This window comes from Ferdinandcohnia sp. GQ5 (assembly GCF_059759275.1).
The window spans coordinates 17,571-34,022 of record NZ_JCAXEW010000022.1; the positions used below are offsets into that span (position 1 = coordinate 17,571).

Consider the following 16,452-nt stretch of genomic DNA (forward strand, 5'->3'; position numbering starts at 1 on the left):
AACTCCCTCGCAGCCTTGCGCTGAGGAATTTACATCTTGAATAATCTAGTAGACGCAAGCGCATAACCAGGTAATTCACAATGTACATGGAGCAGTTTACGCAGAATTTCGACGTGTCATTTTCACCGGACTTTTTGAACATCCTATCTTTACAAGTACCTATTACTCTATCATACTAACAAATTCTTGTGAATAGAAACGATAATCCATGAAATCCGGTTTGCGAAATAATTTTCAAAATGTAGACAAACGCCCACGACTTCTAGCCTATGGTTACATATCCATGTTAGTGAGGCAAGAATAAGGAGCAATTCTAGCCCAATCACGGTAGAAAGAAATATCCCGTGCCCGAAGTGGGAGAATAATAACAGGAGGTAATTAGATGGGACCATATAGAAGACCATATGGATTTGGCAGACAGGAACGGTTTTTTTGGGGAGCACCTTTGGTAGGTGGATTAGTTGGAGGACTTGTTGGGAGTACCCTTCTTAATCCGTATTTCTACGGCGGATATCCATATTATCGTCCACCGTATTACCCATACTACCCGTATGGCGGCGGTTTCTGGTATTAATTAGTAATACGTAAGGCGTCTGTCCGACAAGCATAAGAGTAGCTGGCAGAAGGTGGCTTTTTACCTTTCGTTTGCGATTGGCTTTGACAAGAGTGCCGATGACGCCTGAAGCTATTTGTAAAAAAAGAGCTGACACATATGCTGTCAGCTCTCTTCTTTTTTGTTTCTTTTGAACATAAGGGAAACAGCGAGCGGCATGATTCCAAACCAGCGATTGGTTAATGGTGGTTGTTCTTCCTTACGCTGCTTGCGTGTCGCCTTACGCACTTCTTTTGGCTGGTCTAAAGTCTTGACTATTTGTTGGGTCACAAACTTCACATAATCGTTTGTAGACATAATAACACCTGCCTTATTCAAGCTTCAGTGATATTATTATTTCCATTTTTTTGCGAATGTAACCACGACACTATGTCGTCGACAACTTCGTCTAGATTTTTATCGGTTGTGTCAATCTTATAATGTGCCTCATTGTAAAAAGGCATTCGCTCACGATATAGTTTTCTTGTATTTTCCTTTTTCTCTGAATCAAACAATGGTCGAGATGGGTCAAACTGAACACGTTCAAAAATTTGCTCAATGTCACAATATAAGAAAATGACGTGACCATTTTGCATCATCCACTGACGATTTTCCTCTTGAATGACAATTCCTCCACCGGTTGTGATTACCATATCATTTGTTGGTATTTCTTTTAGAAATGAGCGTTCATAGCCTCGAAAGGTTTGCTCACCTTCTTGTGAAAAAATATCAACAATTCTTTTTCCTATCTTTTCTTCAATAAATTGATCCGTATCAACAACCGGCATATTTAAGACTTGCCCAAGCTTTTGTCCGATTGTTGTTTTTCCTGCTCCCATAAATCCTGTTAAATAAACGGCTTTCATTTCTCTACTCTCCTAAAAATGCGGCTATATACGTCCACTCGATTTTTATAAATTATAACAAAAACATCCATGTTTGTCTTAACGTAATTCAATCCAAGAATCTATCACTTTCTTCTCATAATCATATACAAAGCGCGCACTATATTTGCGCTGTTCCTTTGTCGTGCAAGAGATGGTAATTTGAGATGTTGTGGTCGTTAACGGCACAACAGTATACGATATTGTTCCGTTTGGAAAGTCGAGAAAACCAGTTTCTCCGGTGCTTTCTACATCCTCCTTTAATGTATCCTGTATTTCCCCAACTCCTAGTTGCATTAGGTTCTCCAATATGAATATCTCCTCTGTTTCCTTTGAAAAATCTTTTTCCGTCATATACGCATTTACTTGAAACGTAAACACAAGAAAAAATAAAAAAGAAATCGCAATTGTAACCGGAAGAATAAAACCTTGTTCATTTTTCATGCTTCCTTAACCTCCACTGTTGTGAATGCGGAAATAACGGCTTGATACGTTTTCCCATCTACTGTTACCACTGAAATTAAAAAACCATTTGTTTTCGACTCAAATGTCACACCAGTTATTTGCTGAAGCAACACCTCATGACCTTTTCCGTTTACCCTTCTTCTTATTTTGTCATTGTATTTTTCGAAACTCACTAACTCACCAGACGGATTTTTAAAGAACACTGAAGTATTTTTTGATACGGTTATTTCACTTGCTTCACGGACTTCCATTTTCATTTGTTGAATTAATATTTGCCATTCGAGTTTATTGAACTGATCATTATTATCTCGGAACACTACACTAAGGAAAGGTGAAATAAATGAAAGAATGACTAGCAGAATTGAAAAAGTTACTAACATCTCAACTAAAGTAAAACCCTTGTCATTACTCACCATTTAGGTATCCACATCTTTCGTACGTTTTGGAAAGCTTGTCCTCCCATGTTATACAAAGCTCCCATTTTTGCAACTCCTCATTAAATGTCTTTGAAAACAGATAGGTAACCCCGTTTTTTATGATCCTATCTAGATCTGATTCATCCCCGTTGTACTCCTTATTGAGCTCCTCTGATAATAATTGTCTCCCCATATTATAGATATCGGTGTTTTTTCGTTCTGTCATGATAAGCAATAGCTGGGGAAGGAGTGTTGCACAAAGCATAAGCCAAATCGAGACTGCAAGGAGCATCTCAATTAATGTAAAGCCTCGCTTATTCCTTACTAACATAAAACCTACCCTTTCCCAACAAGAACGTTACAGTGTATTTGTTATCCTTATACAAAAACAAGATCTCCCCCGAACGCTGTATATTCCCATTACTTGTAAATACCAACCTCGACCCCAGTGTAGTGATAATGATTCGAATCGCTGGGTCAATCTTTCGAACCAATATCACATCATTCGTTTTTGCACTGCTAAGCTCGTAATATGAGCCGCTTACACTGAAATAAAGCCTTGTTGACTCATTATGGCTGATTGCATATTGTTGGCTGTAAAAAATATCATTTTGCAGCTGTTCCAAAAAATGATCTATCTTCTTTGATTCATGTAGTGGTCTTAGCTGCAGAAGACTTATCGAGGATATGACAATCACAATTGATAGGACAATTAGAGCCTCGATTAAGGTAAAACCTTTATGGTTGAGTAGAGGCTGTATTTTCAACTTGTGTAACTTTTCCGTTTCCATCAATTGTAATGGTGTCACCATTTGGACAAGCTGGGATGCCATTTTTAAGATATTTATCATCTGTTAAATCTTGTTCTGTTGGGGGCTTGTCATTTTCCAACTCATACGCCTGCACCTGCGCTTCAACCATTTTACTAGGTGATACCATTAGCAAGTTATTTTCGTTAAAGAAAATTCCCATGTTTTATTTCATGGGATTATTTCTTACTTTTAACATATTCCAGAAGTTCTTCCATCATATTTATAGATTGATCCGCTAGTTCGTGTATTCTGTTAGGATCAGATGGAATTCTATCCAATGGTGGATTCTTATGGGGAACCAATCCTTCTTGAACCGCAGTATAGAATTTAACTTCCTTACCATCAATTACAATTTTCGCAATATACTCCATTGCTTCATCAAATGTATAATCCTCTTTCTGCAATGCTTTTGTAATTTTTTCTTGCTTATTTTTAATTTTATTTATTTGGTTTTCTATTGAAATTGTTTCATGTTGTATCAAATCAGATTCTAATGTTTTTACTTCATTTTTTAACTGTTCTATTTTTTCCTGCATGACAGATATAACCGCTGGACTACTATTTTCATTTTCTAAGAATGATGAAATTAATTTTTGAATACTTGAGTTTTTTTCATCTATTTCTTTTTGAATCCTCTTTCTCGTAACACCTGCTATTTTCAATTTCGCTTGCCATAATAAAATTTCATTAGTGGCTATCTTATAAACCGCTTCCCCTTTATTCTTTAAATTTAGATATAGTTCATTTTTAGCATAGTTATTAATTTTTCTTTCAAGTACATTGTGACTAATCATTTTTTGGTCACATGAGTGGTAAAAACGTCGATTTCGACAAATATAATTATGTTCTACAATTGCTCCAGTTTTTCGTTTTTTTGTTGACGATACTCTCACAAAAGGAGATCCACACTTACCGCAAAATAACTTATTGTAAAAAATGTTTTTTACTTTCCTTGATCCCTTGAGACTACCTTCTTTTTGCACATCTACTCTTTCAGCAATTATTTCTTGTGCTTTATTCCAGGTGTCTTCATCTATAATTGCAGGTATTGCATTAGGATGTATCTCCCATTCCTCTTTTGGTCGTTCAATTTTCTTATTTGAACCAGTGATTCCAGTATTAGTGTATCGATTTAAAATGACTGTTCCGATATATTTTTCATTTCGGAATAACCTTCTAATATTACGTGGAGTCCATTGCTTATTATTTTGAGTAAGAATGTTACGTTCATTTAAAAAATTACAGATATTCTTCATTCCATATCCATGATTGATGTAAAGGTCAAACATAGTACGAACATTTTCTGCTTCATAAGGGACTATTTCTGTTTTCTTTGTTTCTTTATTATATTTGTATCCGTATAGATTTTGTGTTAGATGATAAATACCTGCTTTTGCTCTTTGTTTATATGCGAATGCCACTTTATCAGAACGATCTAAACTTTCTTGTTGACTAAATGTAAGTAATAAACTTAATCGTAGTTCCCATCCCTTATCCTCAGTACTAAATCCGGCATTTTCAAAAAGAATGTAGACTCCTTTTTCCCTCAATAATTTGACCAGTTTCATAGAGTCAATATTACGAGAAAAACGTGATACGTCTTTAGTGATAATCCAATTGAACTTAGGAGTACGATTCGAATTTTTGAAATAAAGAATTTCTTTTGAATTTTTTTCTGTGTAGAAGTCTAATCCGGCATCATATATCATTTCAAGGAATTCTTTCCTGTTAGGACTAGTGGCCGATAAACCCTCGTCTGCATAGAGTTTTACCATATCAAAATCATTTTTAGAACAGTATTCAGTATAGTATTTTTCCTGATTTTTCATAGATGATAATTGGTTTTCATGCTTTGTACTAACCCTTGCATAAACTGAAGCTTTTCTCCTGCTCAATACACTCACTCCGAACATTTGATAATACCTCTATTTTACCAAATGTAAGGTTGTGGGGCTACTAAACTATTAGTATATTCATGAAACAATTAATTTATGACTCAATAGGTAAAAAAATAAACATTCTCTCAGAAGCCGTAGGAGTTCGATACAGTTGTTTTAATTCTAAAAATCACCTACTAGACCAATTACACCTAAACAATAATAAAACGCTCAGATTCAATCAATAGGCATTAAATACGAGGTATTAGACATATTCAAAGGTAAAGACTACTAACCGAAATTAGTAGCCCCGTAAAAAATTAAACTTCTTCAGTTACTATGATGCTCTTAGGAGAAAGTCCACCTGTTCCAGGATCAACGCTATGATTATTATCTTGTGATGTAAAACCTAATACAAGTGCTACTGCTAATACTGCTGCTACAAACTTTTTCAATGTATTTCACCTCCTTTCAAGCTTATCTAATATGGAGGTTTATTAGGTCTGTTAATACATCCTCACTAAAGCCGTTTTGGAGCAGAGCGACTTTTGGTAAGTTGGCTAGGAATGTATCCCCTCTTTTTAGTAAGCAAATCATTGATTGTAGCATGATGTTGGAATCCTTATATATTAAACCTCTTAGAAATTGAACTAGTGGTTCTTTTTCTTCAGATTCAATTCCTTCAAGGATTATTAGTGCTTGTTCATTGTTACCTTGTTTAATAAGAAGGTACGCTTGATTTAATGGATATTTAGGTTCTGTTTTCTTGTCCCATAGAATGTGAGCAAGTTCTATCTTCTCATCAACATCGAGAGCATATAATTCGTAGTACTGGTGATATTGCTTATAACTTTCTTGAAGATAATTAACGGTTTTATCAAAGCTTTCGTAAAGATAAGAATAACCTTTAATAAAATAAGCAAATCCAGTGAAACACCTACCAATATTCACTTTCAAGAGTTCTTCTGCAAAGTCTCTCGCTTTGATTTGATCGTTATAAACCTTCAGGTTAATATAAGACATCATTTCGCTATATCTCGCCTTATAAGACCTCTTAATGTAGTTATTTTCTAAGGCACTAATTTCCTCATATAAACCAGTTGAGAATTCCTGAACCACACAATACTTGAATTCAAAGTAAAATACGTACATTTCCATTAAGCGAATGAATATTTTCAACTCAGGTTCATTTGTTTTTAGTTCCCTAATCTTCTTCAATTGATCCGTTCTTAAAATATCCCTGAAGTTCTTTTGCCAGTTGTAAAAAAAAGAATATATTCTTAGCCATTCTTGACAGGTTGCATTTTTATTTGTAGCTTGTTTTTCAATTAGTTGACCTAATTCTTCAATACGTCGATGTGTTGCTAAATACTCTAATGAAGGATAAATGTTAGACGGTTTATTAATTTCTTGGATGTACTCAATCATTAACTCGTCCTCTTTATCAGGAAAAAGAAATCGGATAGTTGCAAGAACTATCTCGAATGATGTTTCTTGAGTATTATTTATAAACTTTGAGATTGCGGAAGATGTTACCCCGATTTCTTTTGCCAGCATAGCGTGAGTAATCTCTTTCTTATTCAATTCATTTTGAATAGTTCTCCGAAGCATTACCCACCACAACCTTTCAATAATTTTTATTCGCTTTGACCGTAAACAGCATCGATTCCTTTTGTTTGCCAGTTATGTACTTCAAATGTTGTCACAGTTCCATCATTTAAAACAACAGTCAGCATTACTGCCCCAATTGCCATATCGTCCATTACATTAGCTGCTTGACGATATGCACCAGTTTCATTAACTGCACTCACCTTTGTAGAAATATCTAACTCCAAAGTTCCATAAGCTGTAAAATTTTGCTTTTTAACATTATTCATTTAAAATCTCTCCCTTTGATTTTATTGGGGGACTATGCTCCCTTATTTTTTATTTGATTAACTTAAAATTGTACTCTTCATAATGCAACAATAAGTAAAATAGCAAGGTTTAAAAGGAAATATAGACCACACATAACAATTTTGGTTTTCATTTACTTTTCTCCCTTTCAATCCATTCATGCAACTGTGCCTTAAAATTCATGATTGCTTCATGATCTGCATTCCAATCATTTGTACTTTCAGCAACGACTTTTGTATATGCTGATATAGCTTCAACCAAGCTTTTCATTTTGCTAAAATCAGGTATTTTTACATCACTTTCAGTTTTTAAATAATCAAGATACTCAGCTTTTTCTTCATTAAACTTTTCAACGTGCTTTTTACTTAACTTTGCAATATCCCCTTTGTACTCTCGATACTTCATGCATCCCCTACCAGTTTCGAAATCATAATCACCTTTTCCAGAAACGATAACAATGATTCCTTTTGGAGTTGAATAAACTGTTTGACCTTGTGCTGAATGACCTAAAAATTCAATTTGGGAATGTTTACATCTAAGATCCTTTGAAAGTAATTCCCATTCAAAGTAGAAACCCTTTTTTGTAAAGTTGATGTCATAAGACATAATTGACTTTTTCATTCAATCACCTTCCATTTCGTTTTGGAGTTTAACTCCTGTTGTTTAACTTGTAACCTTAGTATATACGCTTAGGAGTTAAACGTCAATACGTAAAATGAATTTTTTATAATTAAAAGTGAAACTTGTAACGTATAACGTTTATAATGTAGAATAGAAGTATATAGATATTGGGAGAGGATGGCTTTATGAGTATTAAATTTAATCTTCAAAATGCTTTGGATGAATTAGAAATCTCAAGTAATTTTCTTGCTGTAGAGACTAAAACCAGACCTAGTTCTGTATTGTCACTCGCAAAAGGTACTATGCAACGTATAGATATAAACTTATTGAATACATTGTTAGATCAGTTGAATAATATAGCTGAGGAAAAGGGAATAGATAAGATTTATACAATAGAAGATATTATTGAATACAAAAAAGACCACTCAGAATAATTGAGTGGTTTCTTTATGTGTTATTTTTCAATTAAAAATCGTCTCATAGTTATCTCGTCTAGTATCATTAACAAGTCTTTGAAATTACCTTGGTAAATTGAATAGGCAAGTAACAACCCTAATTCATCTTGACCGATTCCAGCTAATAAGAATCTATTTATCATACTTTCACCTTCGCAATTTTATCAAGTCTCTTTTGACCTTCCTCAGTTAAATAAACCTTCCCTTTAGTCGCTGCTTTCTTCATCTTGATAGCCATTTCAACTCTACCTACCATGTTTTTCTTATTCATTCCAATCTCCCCTTAAATTAAAATAAAAATCGTTTTGTAAATTCATTAACATTCTTTGTCTGCCATATCCTCACAGGACTAGATGGTAATGTGTAAATGTGATCCGTAATAAACCATACAAATGGAAAATACTTTTTATTTTCAGGTTGCCAAGGTTCTTCTTTCCATTTCTCACTGTAATAATATTTGACGTATCTTTGGTACTTCTCATCCATTACCTTTTTACTGTAGATATTCCTTTGTATCTCAACAAAGAATGGTGTACCTTTCCATATCATGAAAATGTCTGGCTCTATACTGCCTTTCTCTCCTGTTTTCCATTCAACTTCAAATGTGGTAGGTTTGGGATTCAATTGTAAATAAAAGTTTGCTATGGCTTTAAAGTGTGGTATTTTAGTGGAATCCTTTTTTATAGATGGGATAGGGAAATAATTGTAGGGAATTGTTTGTGTATCTGCTTCAATATGTCCATCACGTCTTAAACGCTTTAGTACATTGTTACATGATTTAGATGCTTGTTTTAAGTGGGAAAAATGAATTTGTGTAATTTGCTTTCGGTCTAGTACTCTGAATTTCTTTAAATCTTCAATGATGGCTTTGTCTCGCTTATTTAAAGCCAATCCACTCCCCTCCTAATAGTCCAGGTTTAGGAATATTATTCTCTTGTTCAATTTGTGCTTCTGCGTCTCTAGCAACTCCCTCAACGTCAATAATATCTCCCTCTTTAGTATGAGGATCAATTCTAATCTTTAATGGTTCAAGTAATTCCTTTGCCTTTTCAATTTCTAATAATGGTGATTGTAGAATTTCAGCCTTCTTTAATACCTTTTTATTCCGGTAAATAAACTGTCCAGCTTTCGTAATTTTGGAAGCATCCTCTTTTGTACCACGACCAAGAGTGATATCTGAATTTATTTTATCAGCATGTGCAAAAGCCATTCTTACCGTTAAATTAGATTTCATTTGACTGTCAATAGCGTCCTTATCTGGTCTTTGTGTAGCAATAATTAAATAAATTCCTAATGCCCTACCCATTGCTGCAATATCTCGTAATATTTCAAAACTGTCTTTATCGCCATGTAGAGCATGAATCTCATCTATTACAAGAATTATATAAGGTTTAGGATTAGAACCCTTCATAACGTTATATTCGTCTATATGCGTTACCTCACAAGCATCAAGTATATCCCCACGCTTTTCAATTTCCTTATTGAGATAGTTTAGACATTTCATGAAGTCATTCTTTTTATTAATCACTGAAATGTCCTCTAGGTATCTAAATAGGTGGAATTCAGATCGTTTAAAGTCTACCATGTGCATTTCTAATCCATTTGGTATGTTGTTTTTAAATAGAATTAGAGTGGTTAAAATAGACCTTAGAATTGTAGACTTCCCTCCGCCTGTTTCACCTGCAATTAATGGATGTGGACTATCAACCATGTCTGCAATAATTGTTTTACCTAGTTTATCCATTCCAATTAATAAAGGTAATTTATGCTTCTTCAATTTCTTGATTAATTCATCGTCATACTTGTAAGGAACTTTATCATTCAAGACTTTTTGCCATACAGAAATAGTCATTACTTGACCTTCATCATTTATTTCAATATTTTCTCCTAAGTAATACTTAAAAACATGCTCCTTTTTCTTCAATTCTTTTGGACTAATTCCATGTGGTAACTTAAAAATATACTGTGTTCTTTGTTCAGTGAATCGCACATCAAGTATTTTTGGAAAAGATGAAATGTTGTGTCCGTTACGATTGGTGGAATAGTATAGTTCACCAGTGTGAAAAGCATTGTACAATTTATCCCTGTGTCTTACCTTTTTCAAGTATTTTTTAATCATTTACAATATCCAGTTCATTAACGGATTCTTGAAGATTAATAGATAAACTCCAATTCCAATTACAATGACAGGGAATAAAAATTTTCCTAGACTTGCTATTCGATCCGCTTCTTTATGCTTTCCATTTCGAACCCATTTATTTTCTAATTTAGCCATTAAAAAGGCCAAGCCACCGATACCTAAAATCATTCCATAACCCAATAAAATAAACTTTTGTGGTACAATTAAACTTGAGCCGAGTACAAGACCAATTGCCGCTGGGGAGTGTGCAATTATTTGGTTTTTGTCTTGGCTTTTAATGTGGTTATTTCTCATAAAATCTCGGAAGTTAATAACCTCTGTTTTCACATAAGCCCTCCTAAAAAGATGAAATTGATTACTTCAATAACATTTAAAACAAAATCAGGAATAAAACTAACTATCTTATCAATCAACTCCTGTTTCATTTCCTCATTAACGGAAAAGTTCTCAATCTCCTTTGTAAATCCGTTCCGGACTACATTCGCTCTATGACTGATAAATTGATAAATGTCTTCAGTGAATTTCGTTTTATTCATCAAACTCCAATTGTAAACATCTAACCAACAATTAGTATTTTCAAAGGAATCCCCGAAATTACCGCAATAATCTTTTACTTGATCAATGTTCTCGAAAATATCCATTGAAGGCTTATGTTGATTCCATTCAGCATTCTCATATTTGTATCTAATTTTGTTACCAAGTACATGCCAACCTGTTTCATTACTTTTCATAGACAAACCCCTTAACTTTGATAGATAAGTAGTGTCTCATTTTTCCTTTTTTTACATCAAATTTATATATTCTGAATATTCTAATCAATTTACTCATTCAGTTACTTCCTCCCTTCCTCTCTTTCCTTTCCTCTCGCACTCCCCTTTCCTTTCTCTCCTACCCTCCTTTTAAACAAATTTAGTGGACATTGATAATAACTTAATTATTGCTTGAACAAGTAAGGTAACAATACTTTGGTTAATAGTTTAGTTTCTGCTTTGGTTGTTGGTATGGTTTATTCTATGGGCGAATGATTGTCTATGTTTCCTATTTTTTTAGTATTTAAAATTTATTTTTGTAGGAATTTTGTACAAGCGTGTGGAATAGATATCTTGAGGTGTTTATAATGACGGGACTTAATAAACCAAGATCAAAACTTGGTAAATGGATAGATGATAGAGGAATAACTCAAAAATGGATATCTGAAAAAAGTGGATTAAATAAAAATACAATATCGAAAATAACTTCTGAGGATTCAATACCTAGTGGAAAAACAATGCAAAAGGTTCTGGAAGTATTAAGAATCATTGATAAAAATGTTGAGGCTTCGGATTTTTGGGATTTATAAATATAATTAAAACATTTGAAACCTCTAAGTATATCAAAACGTAAGTATTACTAATAAACTGATCGGAGGTATCTTAATGTCAATCAATAAAATAAGAAGCATTTTATATGGTACTGCAAAAATACTTGGTGATGTGAATGCTGTTAAAAAAGGGAAAGTTGGTAAAAGAATTGGGAGACGAATTGCGGGAAAAGCTACTGGAAGATTATTGGGGAAATTATTTAAATAAACAAAAAAAGCCACCTACTGTTCCAAGGTAGGTGGCACATTTACGAGTGTAGTTGTTTTTCAACTTCTCGCATCCTCAAATTAAATATATAACTAAAATAAAACGTTTACAGTGAAGTTTGTCACATTATTTATAAAAATCCTGTAATTCTTTAATTTTATTTTTTGAAGGTGTCTCATACTTAACGTAACCTTCCATATTCGTGATGTAAAACCCACCACCGACATTGTATTGACCACCATAATACCCATCGAAGCCATATACTCTGTAACGTTCATTAGGCTGTAAAATGCGCTCGAATTTAAGCTCAGGTTGTTTCCCTTTGCAGTACTCGCAATCATCCACAGAACAAGCGCTAACACGTTTCCAAAGATTAATAGGTTTTAGAATATTGATGCGGCCTATTTGACCTTCTTTCATCTGCATGTCATCCCAATATACCCCTTCACGCTTAGGCTCAAGTTCTTTACAAACATCATTGATGAATTGTCCCCATGTGATGCCGTAACGATTGAGTGCGTTATCTGGATCAGTTTTTCTTTCAGGGTCTAATGTCTTATGAGATACAATGTGTTTTTTCGGGTCAAGACTAAACTGCTTACATAGATGAGCATGATACCACACATATCTTTTGTATGCTTCTTGAAAATTGATCTTTCCTCCCCAACACAATTCAACTCCGATTGCCGCATCGTTTGAATCATCCCCAAACATACGGTTATCAGTCGGTTTCTGATACTGGACATGCCAAGCTTTTTCAGTTAATGGGATAATCTCCAAGATATACTTATCATCTATAAATGTGTGGGCTGAAGCACTAGGTTGTTGGTTATTAAAGTAATTCCGGTTGTTATGTGCTGTACTTCCTGGATTACCAGTGTCATGACTCACGATAAATAATACTTTTTTGATTTTTTGTCCACTTCGAGAATTACCGTGTTTGATGTAGTCTCTTGTGATTTCGTACATTATTTATCACCCTTACTTTTTAATGATTTTCGTCTGATCGAATAAACCTGAAGCTGATAATCCAATCATTAAGCCATACATGATTTTTTCTTGAATTGTGGGAACATCGACATAAAAAAGACCTGCCACTAAACCTAGAATCAGGGTTACAGCAGGTAAATATTTTTTGGGGATAAACTCCATTCTTTTAAAAAATTCTGTCAATGCAATTACAATTGCTATTACTATCGCTAATTCAAACATTTATTACACTCCTCACAAAAAGATTTTTGCCCCTACAATAGCACCTATTATTGTGACACCAGTTTTTAAAATATCTTTAACGGTACTAGACCACGTTGCATTTGTAGAGTTCATTGCTGTTTCAATTTTCGATTCTAGTGAAGTCCATTTTACAGACAACCCTTCTACAATTACCTCGATTTTACTAAACAAAGTATCGTGATTATCTACCCTTTTATCCAATTCTTTGATTTCCTGTTTAAGGTTGTTCACTTCTTGCTCTAGGTGTTCAACTTTTTGTTTTAATAGTTCCATTAATTTTTAACACCTCAATTCTAGGCAAAATAAAAAGCCCTATTTAAGGACTAATTCGCCATTACTCATTTTGTATTTCCACAATTCATCAATCTGCTCCCAAGTTAGTTCAAATTCATACTGATAATTTGGTATTTGTTCTCCTTCTCCTTTAGGTATCGCATCAGGATGTGTAGTGCTTCCAGAGACAATATTTCCTTCTTCATCTGTTGCTATATAAATTACTGGCATATATAATCACCCACTTAAGTATTTTGTTGCCATACGCACCAATGCAGGATAACTTGTATTCGTTGTTCTGAAATATATATAAAAATGTCTATATTGTCCCGTAGGTGTTCCTAAATCAATGTTTAAACCAATGGACGTATCACCTATTGCATTCGTCATGTTTGTAGCGAGTTCGTTTCCGTTTTCATCACGCACCTGCACATAAACATAAGCACCTGCTCCCCCACCTTTACCATAAAGAGATACATTTAGATATCGTGCAGTATGCTTAAATCCCAAGTAATCAAAACGCCTGTAAACGGTAGTCGCTACCCTTGCGTAAGGGCCTTGAATGGTGACTATTGGCGTCCCATCCTCATAAGTAGCATCGTCAATATACTGTGGGGCGCCAGACTGTACCGCCAAATCAAAATTCGCTATTCCATTATTGACCAATTTGTATCCGTCAGGACGCTCAATCACCATAGAACCTTTTGCGTAAAATTCTCCAGCTTTCATTCTCGTAAACTTATTAGCGTTATTAGGATCAACAGCAATTAATTCGTTTCCATCCCAATAAAACAAGTTATCTTCTCCGATAATCTTAATATTATTTGTTCGAATGGCTCCAGCTGCTAGAAGTTCAGTGTTTATTTGACCTCTTACAATAGCATCAGGAAATGTTTGTCCTCCATCACTCGAAACACCAATCCCCCGACTTGTAAATCGAGTTAAATAATTAGGATTATCTTTATCCCTTCCCGTAATCCCATTCTCAAACTCTAACTCCGTTTGAGCGCTCTTGATTGCTTCTGAGGCAATTCTAATAGCTTCGTCTAACACGTTATACTTAACTATTCCATCGTCATTAACAATGTCCTTTAATCGCTTATCAAGATTGTCAAACATAGTCCCAGCAAATGTTTTTTTATAGTTTGCTAGTGTGACGTTTGTCTTGATTGGATTAAGATTTGCGTCAAATACTTCATCAATTTCCATAATCCTTGTTTCTAAAAACAAGTCATTCATAGGCTCATAAATGGTAAAAATACGGTCACCTTCGTTTGGAATTGTCCACGGATAGCCTGCTGCACGTAAGTCCACAAAATCTATCGTGACACTAAACTCTGGAGTATCTTGTAGTCTTGCTTTCATTTCTGTTAATAACGATTCTTCAGTTGCAAATCGTTCATCATCAACCGGAGGGGAATCAATTTCTCCAAATATATCAGCGTTGGGACTGCGATAATAAGCGGTAATACGCTCTGCCCCTTCTTCTTCACTTAAAGGCGCTCCTAATCCCCTGATTACTGTTGCTAAAGAAGTTGTATCAATATTTCTTTCGATGGTCTTAATGTTGTGACCATATCTAAATTGAAAGTCTGTATCATTTCCTACAATACTTTTAAACCTCACATGCGTTCCGTCAATTTCCATCTCTGCTTTATAACGTTGTAATCCCTTTTGCAGTAAAGAGAGTCGATTTTCATTCCCTAAATTCTCAAATGATTGTGCGTAAAAAGTATCTATGATACTAAATGTGTACCCCGTCCCATTAAACACAAAGGTAAGAAAATCATTTAACGTCATTGATCCATTATGAGTTAAAGGCTGTTGTTTATTAATCATGTCTACATAGAATTTATGAATGGCTTCTACACGTTTGATATATGTGTTTCCTCTACCACGCTCGGAAACTTTTTTAATCACATATTCTTCGTTTTTGAAGGTTAGAATAGATTCTTCCTCTACCATGTTAAATGAGTGTTCATTGTGTTTAGTGGGCAATATAGTCATAGATATTTGTTTTTCACCATTTACTTTACGATTAAGGGTTAGTTCCTTAAAGTCAGTTAATCCTTCTTCATTACCCTTTAAATCACGTATTGAGAGCATGTATTCTCACCTCTTTTTAAAAAAAAATAAAAAAGCCCCAAAGAAATAGGACTTTATAGTACATGAAATCTTTTATCTGCTTGTTTTTTTCGCTCTTCTGAAACATGTGCATAAATTAATGTTGTACTTGGATTTTCATGACCAAGGATATGCTGTACATCTGCCAACTCTGCTCCGTTTTCCATCATAAGACTACCTTTAGTATGGCGAAATACGTGTGGAGTTAGTTTCTTCGAAATGCTAACCCTACTTTCAATCTTATTAACAATTCTTTGAATTGTACGACCTGTCATTTTTCGATATGGTTTTCTCTCAGTTACAAATAAATACTCGCAGTCATCACCACGACTTAACAGATACTTCTTTAAATGGAGTAGGCATTTGACTGAGAAGTAGACAATTCGCTCTTTATCACCTTTTCCAATTAATCTTATACTCATCTCTTGAAGATTAATATCTGATTTCTTCATGTTGGCAATTTCTGATAATCTGCATCCAGTTGAATACAAAGTCTCTGTTAAAGCCCGTTCACGTAATGTTTCACAGGATTCTCTGACTATTTCTAATTCCTCTACAGATAAACCTTTCGGTAATCGTTTTGGTTTCTTTGGTGCGGGAATTTTTGCCGAAGGATCACGTAAAAGCATTTCTTCCCTTACCAACCATCCGAAAAACGTTTTTATTTTCGAGAGTTTACTATCTACCGTACTCATCATCCATGCAGGATTAGAAGCAAGGTATTGCCGGATATCAGCCGTTGATATCTTAACAACTGCCTTATTAACAAAATTTGCGAAGTTTCCCAACTCAATTTTATAACCCTTCAATGTTTCACTTGATAAACCTTCAATTTGCCTAGCTGATAAATAAAGGTCAATCTTTTCAAAAATGTCATTATCAATCTTATTATCTGACTTTCTCGCAATCTCATAGTTATGTATAACCTCTTCAAGTCTAACCTCAAGTAAATTAAGTTCAATGTCAGGATTGATAGTACTCATTACAACTAATACATCATTCATAAGTCGTGCTGTATCATTTACCCTAATATCCATTATCTCCACCCCTTGAGCAATAGTTATATAACTTATATAACCAACTATAATGGACATGC

At 34.3% G+C, this 16,452-nt stretch carries 27 protein-coding genes and 1 pseudogene; 4 read left to right on the plus strand and 24 right to left on the minus strand.

From position 1 onward, the window contains the following. Positions 1-382 precede the first annotated feature (382 nt). Positions 383-574, plus strand: a complete 192-nt coding sequence (gene ymaG / locus AC6CHV_RS21845; RefSeq protein ID WP_341330885.1) for an inner spore coat protein YmaG — start codon at positions 383-385, stop codon at positions 572-574. A 144-nt stretch (positions 575-718) separates the two neighbouring features. Here ymaG and AC6CHV_RS21850 read toward each other — a convergent pair whose 3' ends face one another. The 12 genes from AC6CHV_RS21850 to AC6CHV_RS21905 form a co-directional block, all read right to left on the minus strand. Further along, positions 719-910: a YqzE family protein gene (locus AC6CHV_RS21850; RefSeq protein WP_121447186.1), complete on the minus strand. Its 192-nt coding sequence runs from the start codon at positions 908-910 to the stop codon at positions 719-721. A 17-nt stretch (positions 911-927) separates the two neighbouring features. Next, positions 928-1,458 (minus strand): shikimate kinase, encoded by a 531-nt coding sequence (locus AC6CHV_RS21855; RefSeq protein ID WP_341330884.1) that lies wholly within the window; start codon positions 1,456-1,458, stop codon positions 928-930. Between the two features lie 78 nt (positions 1,459-1,536). Next, on the minus strand, positions 1,537-1,920 hold the full coding sequence (gene comGG / locus AC6CHV_RS21860) for a competence type IV pilus minor pilin ComGG (protein ID WP_341330883.1): 384 nt from the start codon (positions 1,918-1,920) through the stop codon (positions 1,537-1,539). Then, positions 1,917-2,357, minus strand: coding sequence for a competence type IV pilus minor pilin ComGF (comGF, locus tag AC6CHV_RS21865; protein WP_498079654.1), 441 nt, complete (start codon positions 2,355-2,357; stop codon positions 1,917-1,919). The genes comGG and comGF overlap by 4 nt, the downstream gene beginning before the upstream one ends. Further along, complete coding sequence (locus AC6CHV_RS21870) at positions 2,347-2,688, minus strand: prepilin-type N-terminal cleavage/methylation domain-containing protein (RefSeq protein WP_341330881.1); 342 nt, start codon at positions 2,686-2,688, stop codon at positions 2,347-2,349. The genes comGF and AC6CHV_RS21870 overlap by 11 nt, the downstream gene beginning before the upstream one ends. Continuing rightward, a complete protein-coding gene (gene comGD, locus AC6CHV_RS21875) occupies positions 2,672-3,124 on the minus strand; it encodes a competence type IV pilus minor pilin ComGD (RefSeq protein ID WP_341330880.1) in 453 nt (150 codons plus the stop codon). Before comGD ends, AC6CHV_RS21870 begins: the two co-directional genes overlap by 17 nt. Continuing rightward, a complete protein-coding gene (locus AC6CHV_RS21880; protein ID WP_498079655.1) occupies positions 3,096-3,329 on the minus strand; it encodes a competence type IV pilus major pilin ComGC in 234 nt (77 codons plus the stop codon). Before AC6CHV_RS21880 ends, comGD begins: the two co-directional genes overlap by 29 nt. Before the next feature lie 16 nt (positions 3,330-3,345). Continuing rightward, positions 3,346-5,064, minus strand: coding sequence for a recombinase family protein (locus AC6CHV_RS21885; RefSeq protein ID WP_498079656.1), 1,719 nt, complete (start codon positions 5,062-5,064; stop codon positions 3,346-3,348). A 302-nt stretch (positions 5,065-5,366) separates the two neighbouring features. Further along, on the minus strand, positions 5,367-5,501 hold the full coding sequence (locus tag AC6CHV_RS21890; protein WP_498079657.1) for a hypothetical protein: 135 nt from the start codon (positions 5,499-5,501) through the stop codon (positions 5,367-5,369). Positions 5,502-5,523: 22 nt separating this feature from the next. Continuing rightward, positions 5,524-6,657, minus strand: coding sequence for an AimR family lysis-lysogeny pheromone receptor (locus AC6CHV_RS21895; protein ID WP_498079658.1), 1,134 nt, complete (start codon positions 6,655-6,657; stop codon positions 5,524-5,526). Between the two features lie 26 nt (positions 6,658-6,683). Beyond that, positions 6,684-6,923, minus strand: coding sequence for a hypothetical protein (locus AC6CHV_RS21900; protein ID WP_498079659.1), 240 nt, complete (start codon positions 6,921-6,923; stop codon positions 6,684-6,686). Between the two features lie 148 nt (positions 6,924-7,071). Beyond that, positions 7,072-7,563 carry a hypothetical protein gene (locus tag AC6CHV_RS21905; protein WP_498079660.1) on the minus strand — a complete coding sequence of 164 codons (492 nt, stop codon included), beginning with the start codon at positions 7,561-7,563 and terminating at the stop codon, positions 7,072-7,074. A 185-nt stretch (positions 7,564-7,748) separates the two neighbouring features. On the opposite strand from AC6CHV_RS21905, the gene AC6CHV_RS21910 reads away from it, so the two are divergent. After that, positions 7,749-7,997: an XRE family transcriptional regulator gene (locus AC6CHV_RS21910; RefSeq protein ID WP_498079661.1), complete on the plus strand. Its 249-nt coding sequence runs from the start codon at positions 7,749-7,751 to the stop codon at positions 7,995-7,997. Between the two features lie 20 nt (positions 7,998-8,017). Here the strand turns inward: AC6CHV_RS21910 and AC6CHV_RS21915 are convergent, their stop codons facing one another. From AC6CHV_RS21915 to AC6CHV_RS21940, 6 genes are read right to left on the minus strand one after another with little or no spacing between them, the layout of a single operon-like run. Further along, the gene (locus tag AC6CHV_RS21915) at positions 8,018-8,161 is read right to left on the minus strand and encodes a hypothetical protein (protein ID WP_498079662.1); all 144 of its coding nucleotides are present in this window, start codon (positions 8,159-8,161) and stop codon (positions 8,018-8,020) included. Further along, on the minus strand, positions 8,158-8,289 hold the full coding sequence (locus tag AC6CHV_RS21920; protein WP_498079663.1) for a hypothetical protein: 132 nt from the start codon (positions 8,287-8,289) through the stop codon (positions 8,158-8,160). Before AC6CHV_RS21920 ends, AC6CHV_RS21915 begins: the two co-directional genes overlap by 4 nt. A 17-nt stretch (positions 8,290-8,306) precedes the next feature. After that, entirely contained in the window at positions 8,307-8,909 is a 603-nt protein-coding gene (locus AC6CHV_RS21925) for a replication-relaxation family protein (protein WP_498079664.1), read from the minus strand. Continuing rightward, positions 8,896-10,137 (minus strand): FtsK/SpoIIIE domain-containing protein, encoded by a 1,242-nt coding sequence (locus AC6CHV_RS21930; protein WP_498079665.1) that lies wholly within the window; start codon positions 10,135-10,137, stop codon positions 8,896-8,898. The genes AC6CHV_RS21925 and AC6CHV_RS21930 overlap by 14 nt, the downstream gene beginning before the upstream one ends. After that, a complete protein-coding gene (locus tag AC6CHV_RS21935; RefSeq protein WP_498079666.1) occupies positions 10,138-10,485 on the minus strand; it encodes a hypothetical protein in 348 nt (115 codons plus the stop codon). It lies immediately after the preceding gene. Then, positions 10,482-10,889, minus strand: coding sequence for a hypothetical protein (locus AC6CHV_RS21940; RefSeq protein WP_498079667.1), 408 nt, complete (start codon positions 10,887-10,889; stop codon positions 10,482-10,484). Before AC6CHV_RS21940 ends, AC6CHV_RS21935 begins: the two co-directional genes overlap by 4 nt. Before the next feature lie 386 nt (positions 10,890-11,275). Between AC6CHV_RS21940 and AC6CHV_RS21945 the strand changes: the two genes are divergently transcribed. Continuing rightward, complete coding sequence (locus tag AC6CHV_RS21945) at positions 11,276-11,497, plus strand: helix-turn-helix domain-containing protein (protein WP_498079668.1); 222 nt, start codon at positions 11,276-11,278, stop codon at positions 11,495-11,497. Positions 11,498-11,573: 76 nt separating this feature from the next. Next, positions 11,574-11,726: a hypothetical protein gene (locus AC6CHV_RS21950; protein WP_498079669.1), complete on the plus strand. Its 153-nt coding sequence runs from the start codon at positions 11,574-11,576 to the stop codon at positions 11,724-11,726. A 471-nt stretch (positions 11,727-12,197) separates the two neighbouring features. On the opposite strand, the pseudogene AC6CHV_RS21955 reads toward AC6CHV_RS21950, so the two are convergent. The 6 genes and pseudogenes from AC6CHV_RS21955 to xerA form a co-directional block, all read right to left on the minus strand. Continuing rightward, positions 12,198-12,695: pseudogene (locus tag AC6CHV_RS21955) on the minus strand (peptidoglycan recognition protein family protein); the annotation flags it as partial. A 12-nt stretch (positions 12,696-12,707) separates the two neighbouring features. Further along, entirely contained in the window at positions 12,708-12,938 is a 231-nt protein-coding gene (locus AC6CHV_RS21960; protein ID WP_498079670.1) for a holin, read from the minus strand. A 12-nt stretch (positions 12,939-12,950) separates the two neighbouring features. Beyond that, positions 12,951-13,232, minus strand: a complete 282-nt coding sequence (locus AC6CHV_RS21965) for a hypothetical protein (RefSeq protein ID WP_498079671.1) — start codon at positions 13,230-13,232, stop codon at positions 12,951-12,953. Positions 13,233-13,271: 39 nt separating this feature from the next. Beyond that, positions 13,272-13,463: a hypothetical protein gene (locus AC6CHV_RS21970; protein WP_498079672.1), complete on the minus strand. Its 192-nt coding sequence runs from the start codon at positions 13,461-13,463 to the stop codon at positions 13,272-13,274. 6 nt (positions 13,464-13,469) lie between these two features. Next, complete coding sequence (locus tag AC6CHV_RS21975) at positions 13,470-15,338, minus strand: phage tail spike protein (protein WP_498079673.1); 1,869 nt, start codon at positions 15,336-15,338, stop codon at positions 13,470-13,472. Between the two features lie 53 nt (positions 15,339-15,391). Further along, positions 15,392-16,393, minus strand: coding sequence for a site-specific tyrosine recombinase/integron integrase (gene xerA / locus AC6CHV_RS21980; protein WP_498079674.1), 1,002 nt, complete (start codon positions 16,391-16,393; stop codon positions 15,392-15,394). Positions 16,394-16,452: the final 59 nt, after the last annotated feature.

Bases quoted from the DNA above. Each gene is read 5' to 3' on its own strand.
- ymaG (WP_341330885.1), top strand. From the start codon at position 383: ATGGGACCATATAGAAGACCATATGGATTTGGCAGACAGGAACGGTTT.
- AC6CHV_RS21850 (WP_121447186.1), bottom strand. From the start codon at position 910: ATGTCTACAAACGATTATGTGAAGTTTGTGACCCAACAAATAGTCAAG.
- AC6CHV_RS21855 (WP_341330884.1), bottom strand. From the start codon at position 1,458: ATGAAAGCCGTTTATTTAACAGGATTTATGGGAGCAGGAAAAACAACA.
- comGG (WP_341330883.1), bottom strand. From the start codon at position 1,920: ATGAAAAATGAACAAGGTTTTATTCTTCCGGTTACAATTGCGATTTCT.
- comGF (WP_498079654.1), bottom strand. From the start codon at position 2,357: ATGGTGAGTAATGACAAGGGTTTTACTTTAGTTGAGATGTTAGTAACT.
- AC6CHV_RS21870 (WP_341330881.1), bottom strand. From the start codon at position 2,688: ATGTTAGTAAGGAATAAGCGAGGCTTTACATTAATTGAGATGCTCCTT.
- AC6CHV_RS21880 (WP_498079655.1), bottom strand. From the start codon at position 3,329: ATGGGAATTTTCTTTAACGAAAATAACTTGCTAATGGTATCACCTAGT.
- AC6CHV_RS21895 (WP_498079658.1), bottom strand. From the start codon at position 6,657: ATGCTTCGGAGAACTATTCAAAATGAATTGAATAAGAAAGAGATTACT.
- AC6CHV_RS21900 (WP_498079659.1), bottom strand. From the start codon at position 6,923: ATGAATAATGTTAAAAAGCAAAATTTTACAGCTTATGGAACTTTGGAG.
- AC6CHV_RS21905 (WP_498079660.1), bottom strand. From the start codon at position 7,563: ATGAAAAAGTCAATTATGTCTTATGACATCAACTTTACAAAAAAGGGT.
- AC6CHV_RS21910 (WP_498079661.1), top strand. From the start codon at position 7,749: ATGAGTATTAAATTTAATCTTCAAAATGCTTTGGATGAATTAGAAATC.
- AC6CHV_RS21915 (WP_498079662.1), bottom strand. From the start codon at position 8,161: ATGATAAATAGATTCTTATTAGCTGGAATCGGTCAAGATGAATTAGGG.
- AC6CHV_RS21920 (WP_498079663.1), bottom strand. From the start codon at position 8,289: ATGAATAAGAAAAACATGGTAGGTAGAGTTGAAATGGCTATCAAGATG.
- AC6CHV_RS21930 (WP_498079665.1), bottom strand. From the start codon at position 10,137: ATGATTAAAAAATACTTGAAAAAGGTAAGACACAGGGATAAATTGTAC.
- AC6CHV_RS21940 (WP_498079667.1), bottom strand. From the start codon at position 10,889: ATGAAAAGTAATGAAACAGGTTGGCATGTACTTGGTAACAAAATTAGA.
- AC6CHV_RS21945 (WP_498079668.1), top strand. From the start codon at position 11,276: ATGACGGGACTTAATAAACCAAGATCAAAACTTGGTAAATGGATAGAT.
- AC6CHV_RS21950 (WP_498079669.1), top strand. From the start codon at position 11,574: ATGTCAATCAATAAAATAAGAAGCATTTTATATGGTACTGCAAAAATA.
- AC6CHV_RS21960 (WP_498079670.1), bottom strand. From the start codon at position 12,938: ATGTTTGAATTAGCGATAGTAATAGCAATTGTAATTGCATTGACAGAA.
- AC6CHV_RS21965 (WP_498079671.1), bottom strand. From the start codon at position 13,232: ATGGAACTATTAAAACAAAAAGTTGAACACCTAGAGCAAGAAGTGAAC.
- AC6CHV_RS21970 (WP_498079672.1), bottom strand. From the start codon at position 13,463: ATGCCAGTAATTTATATAGCAACAGATGAAGAAGGAAATATTGTCTCT.
- AC6CHV_RS21975 (WP_498079673.1), bottom strand. From the start codon at position 15,338: ATGCTCTCAATACGTGATTTAAAGGGTAATGAAGAAGGATTAACTGAC.
- xerA (WP_498079674.1), bottom strand. From the start codon at position 16,393: ATGGATATTAGGGTAAATGATACAGCACGACTTATGAATGATGTATTA.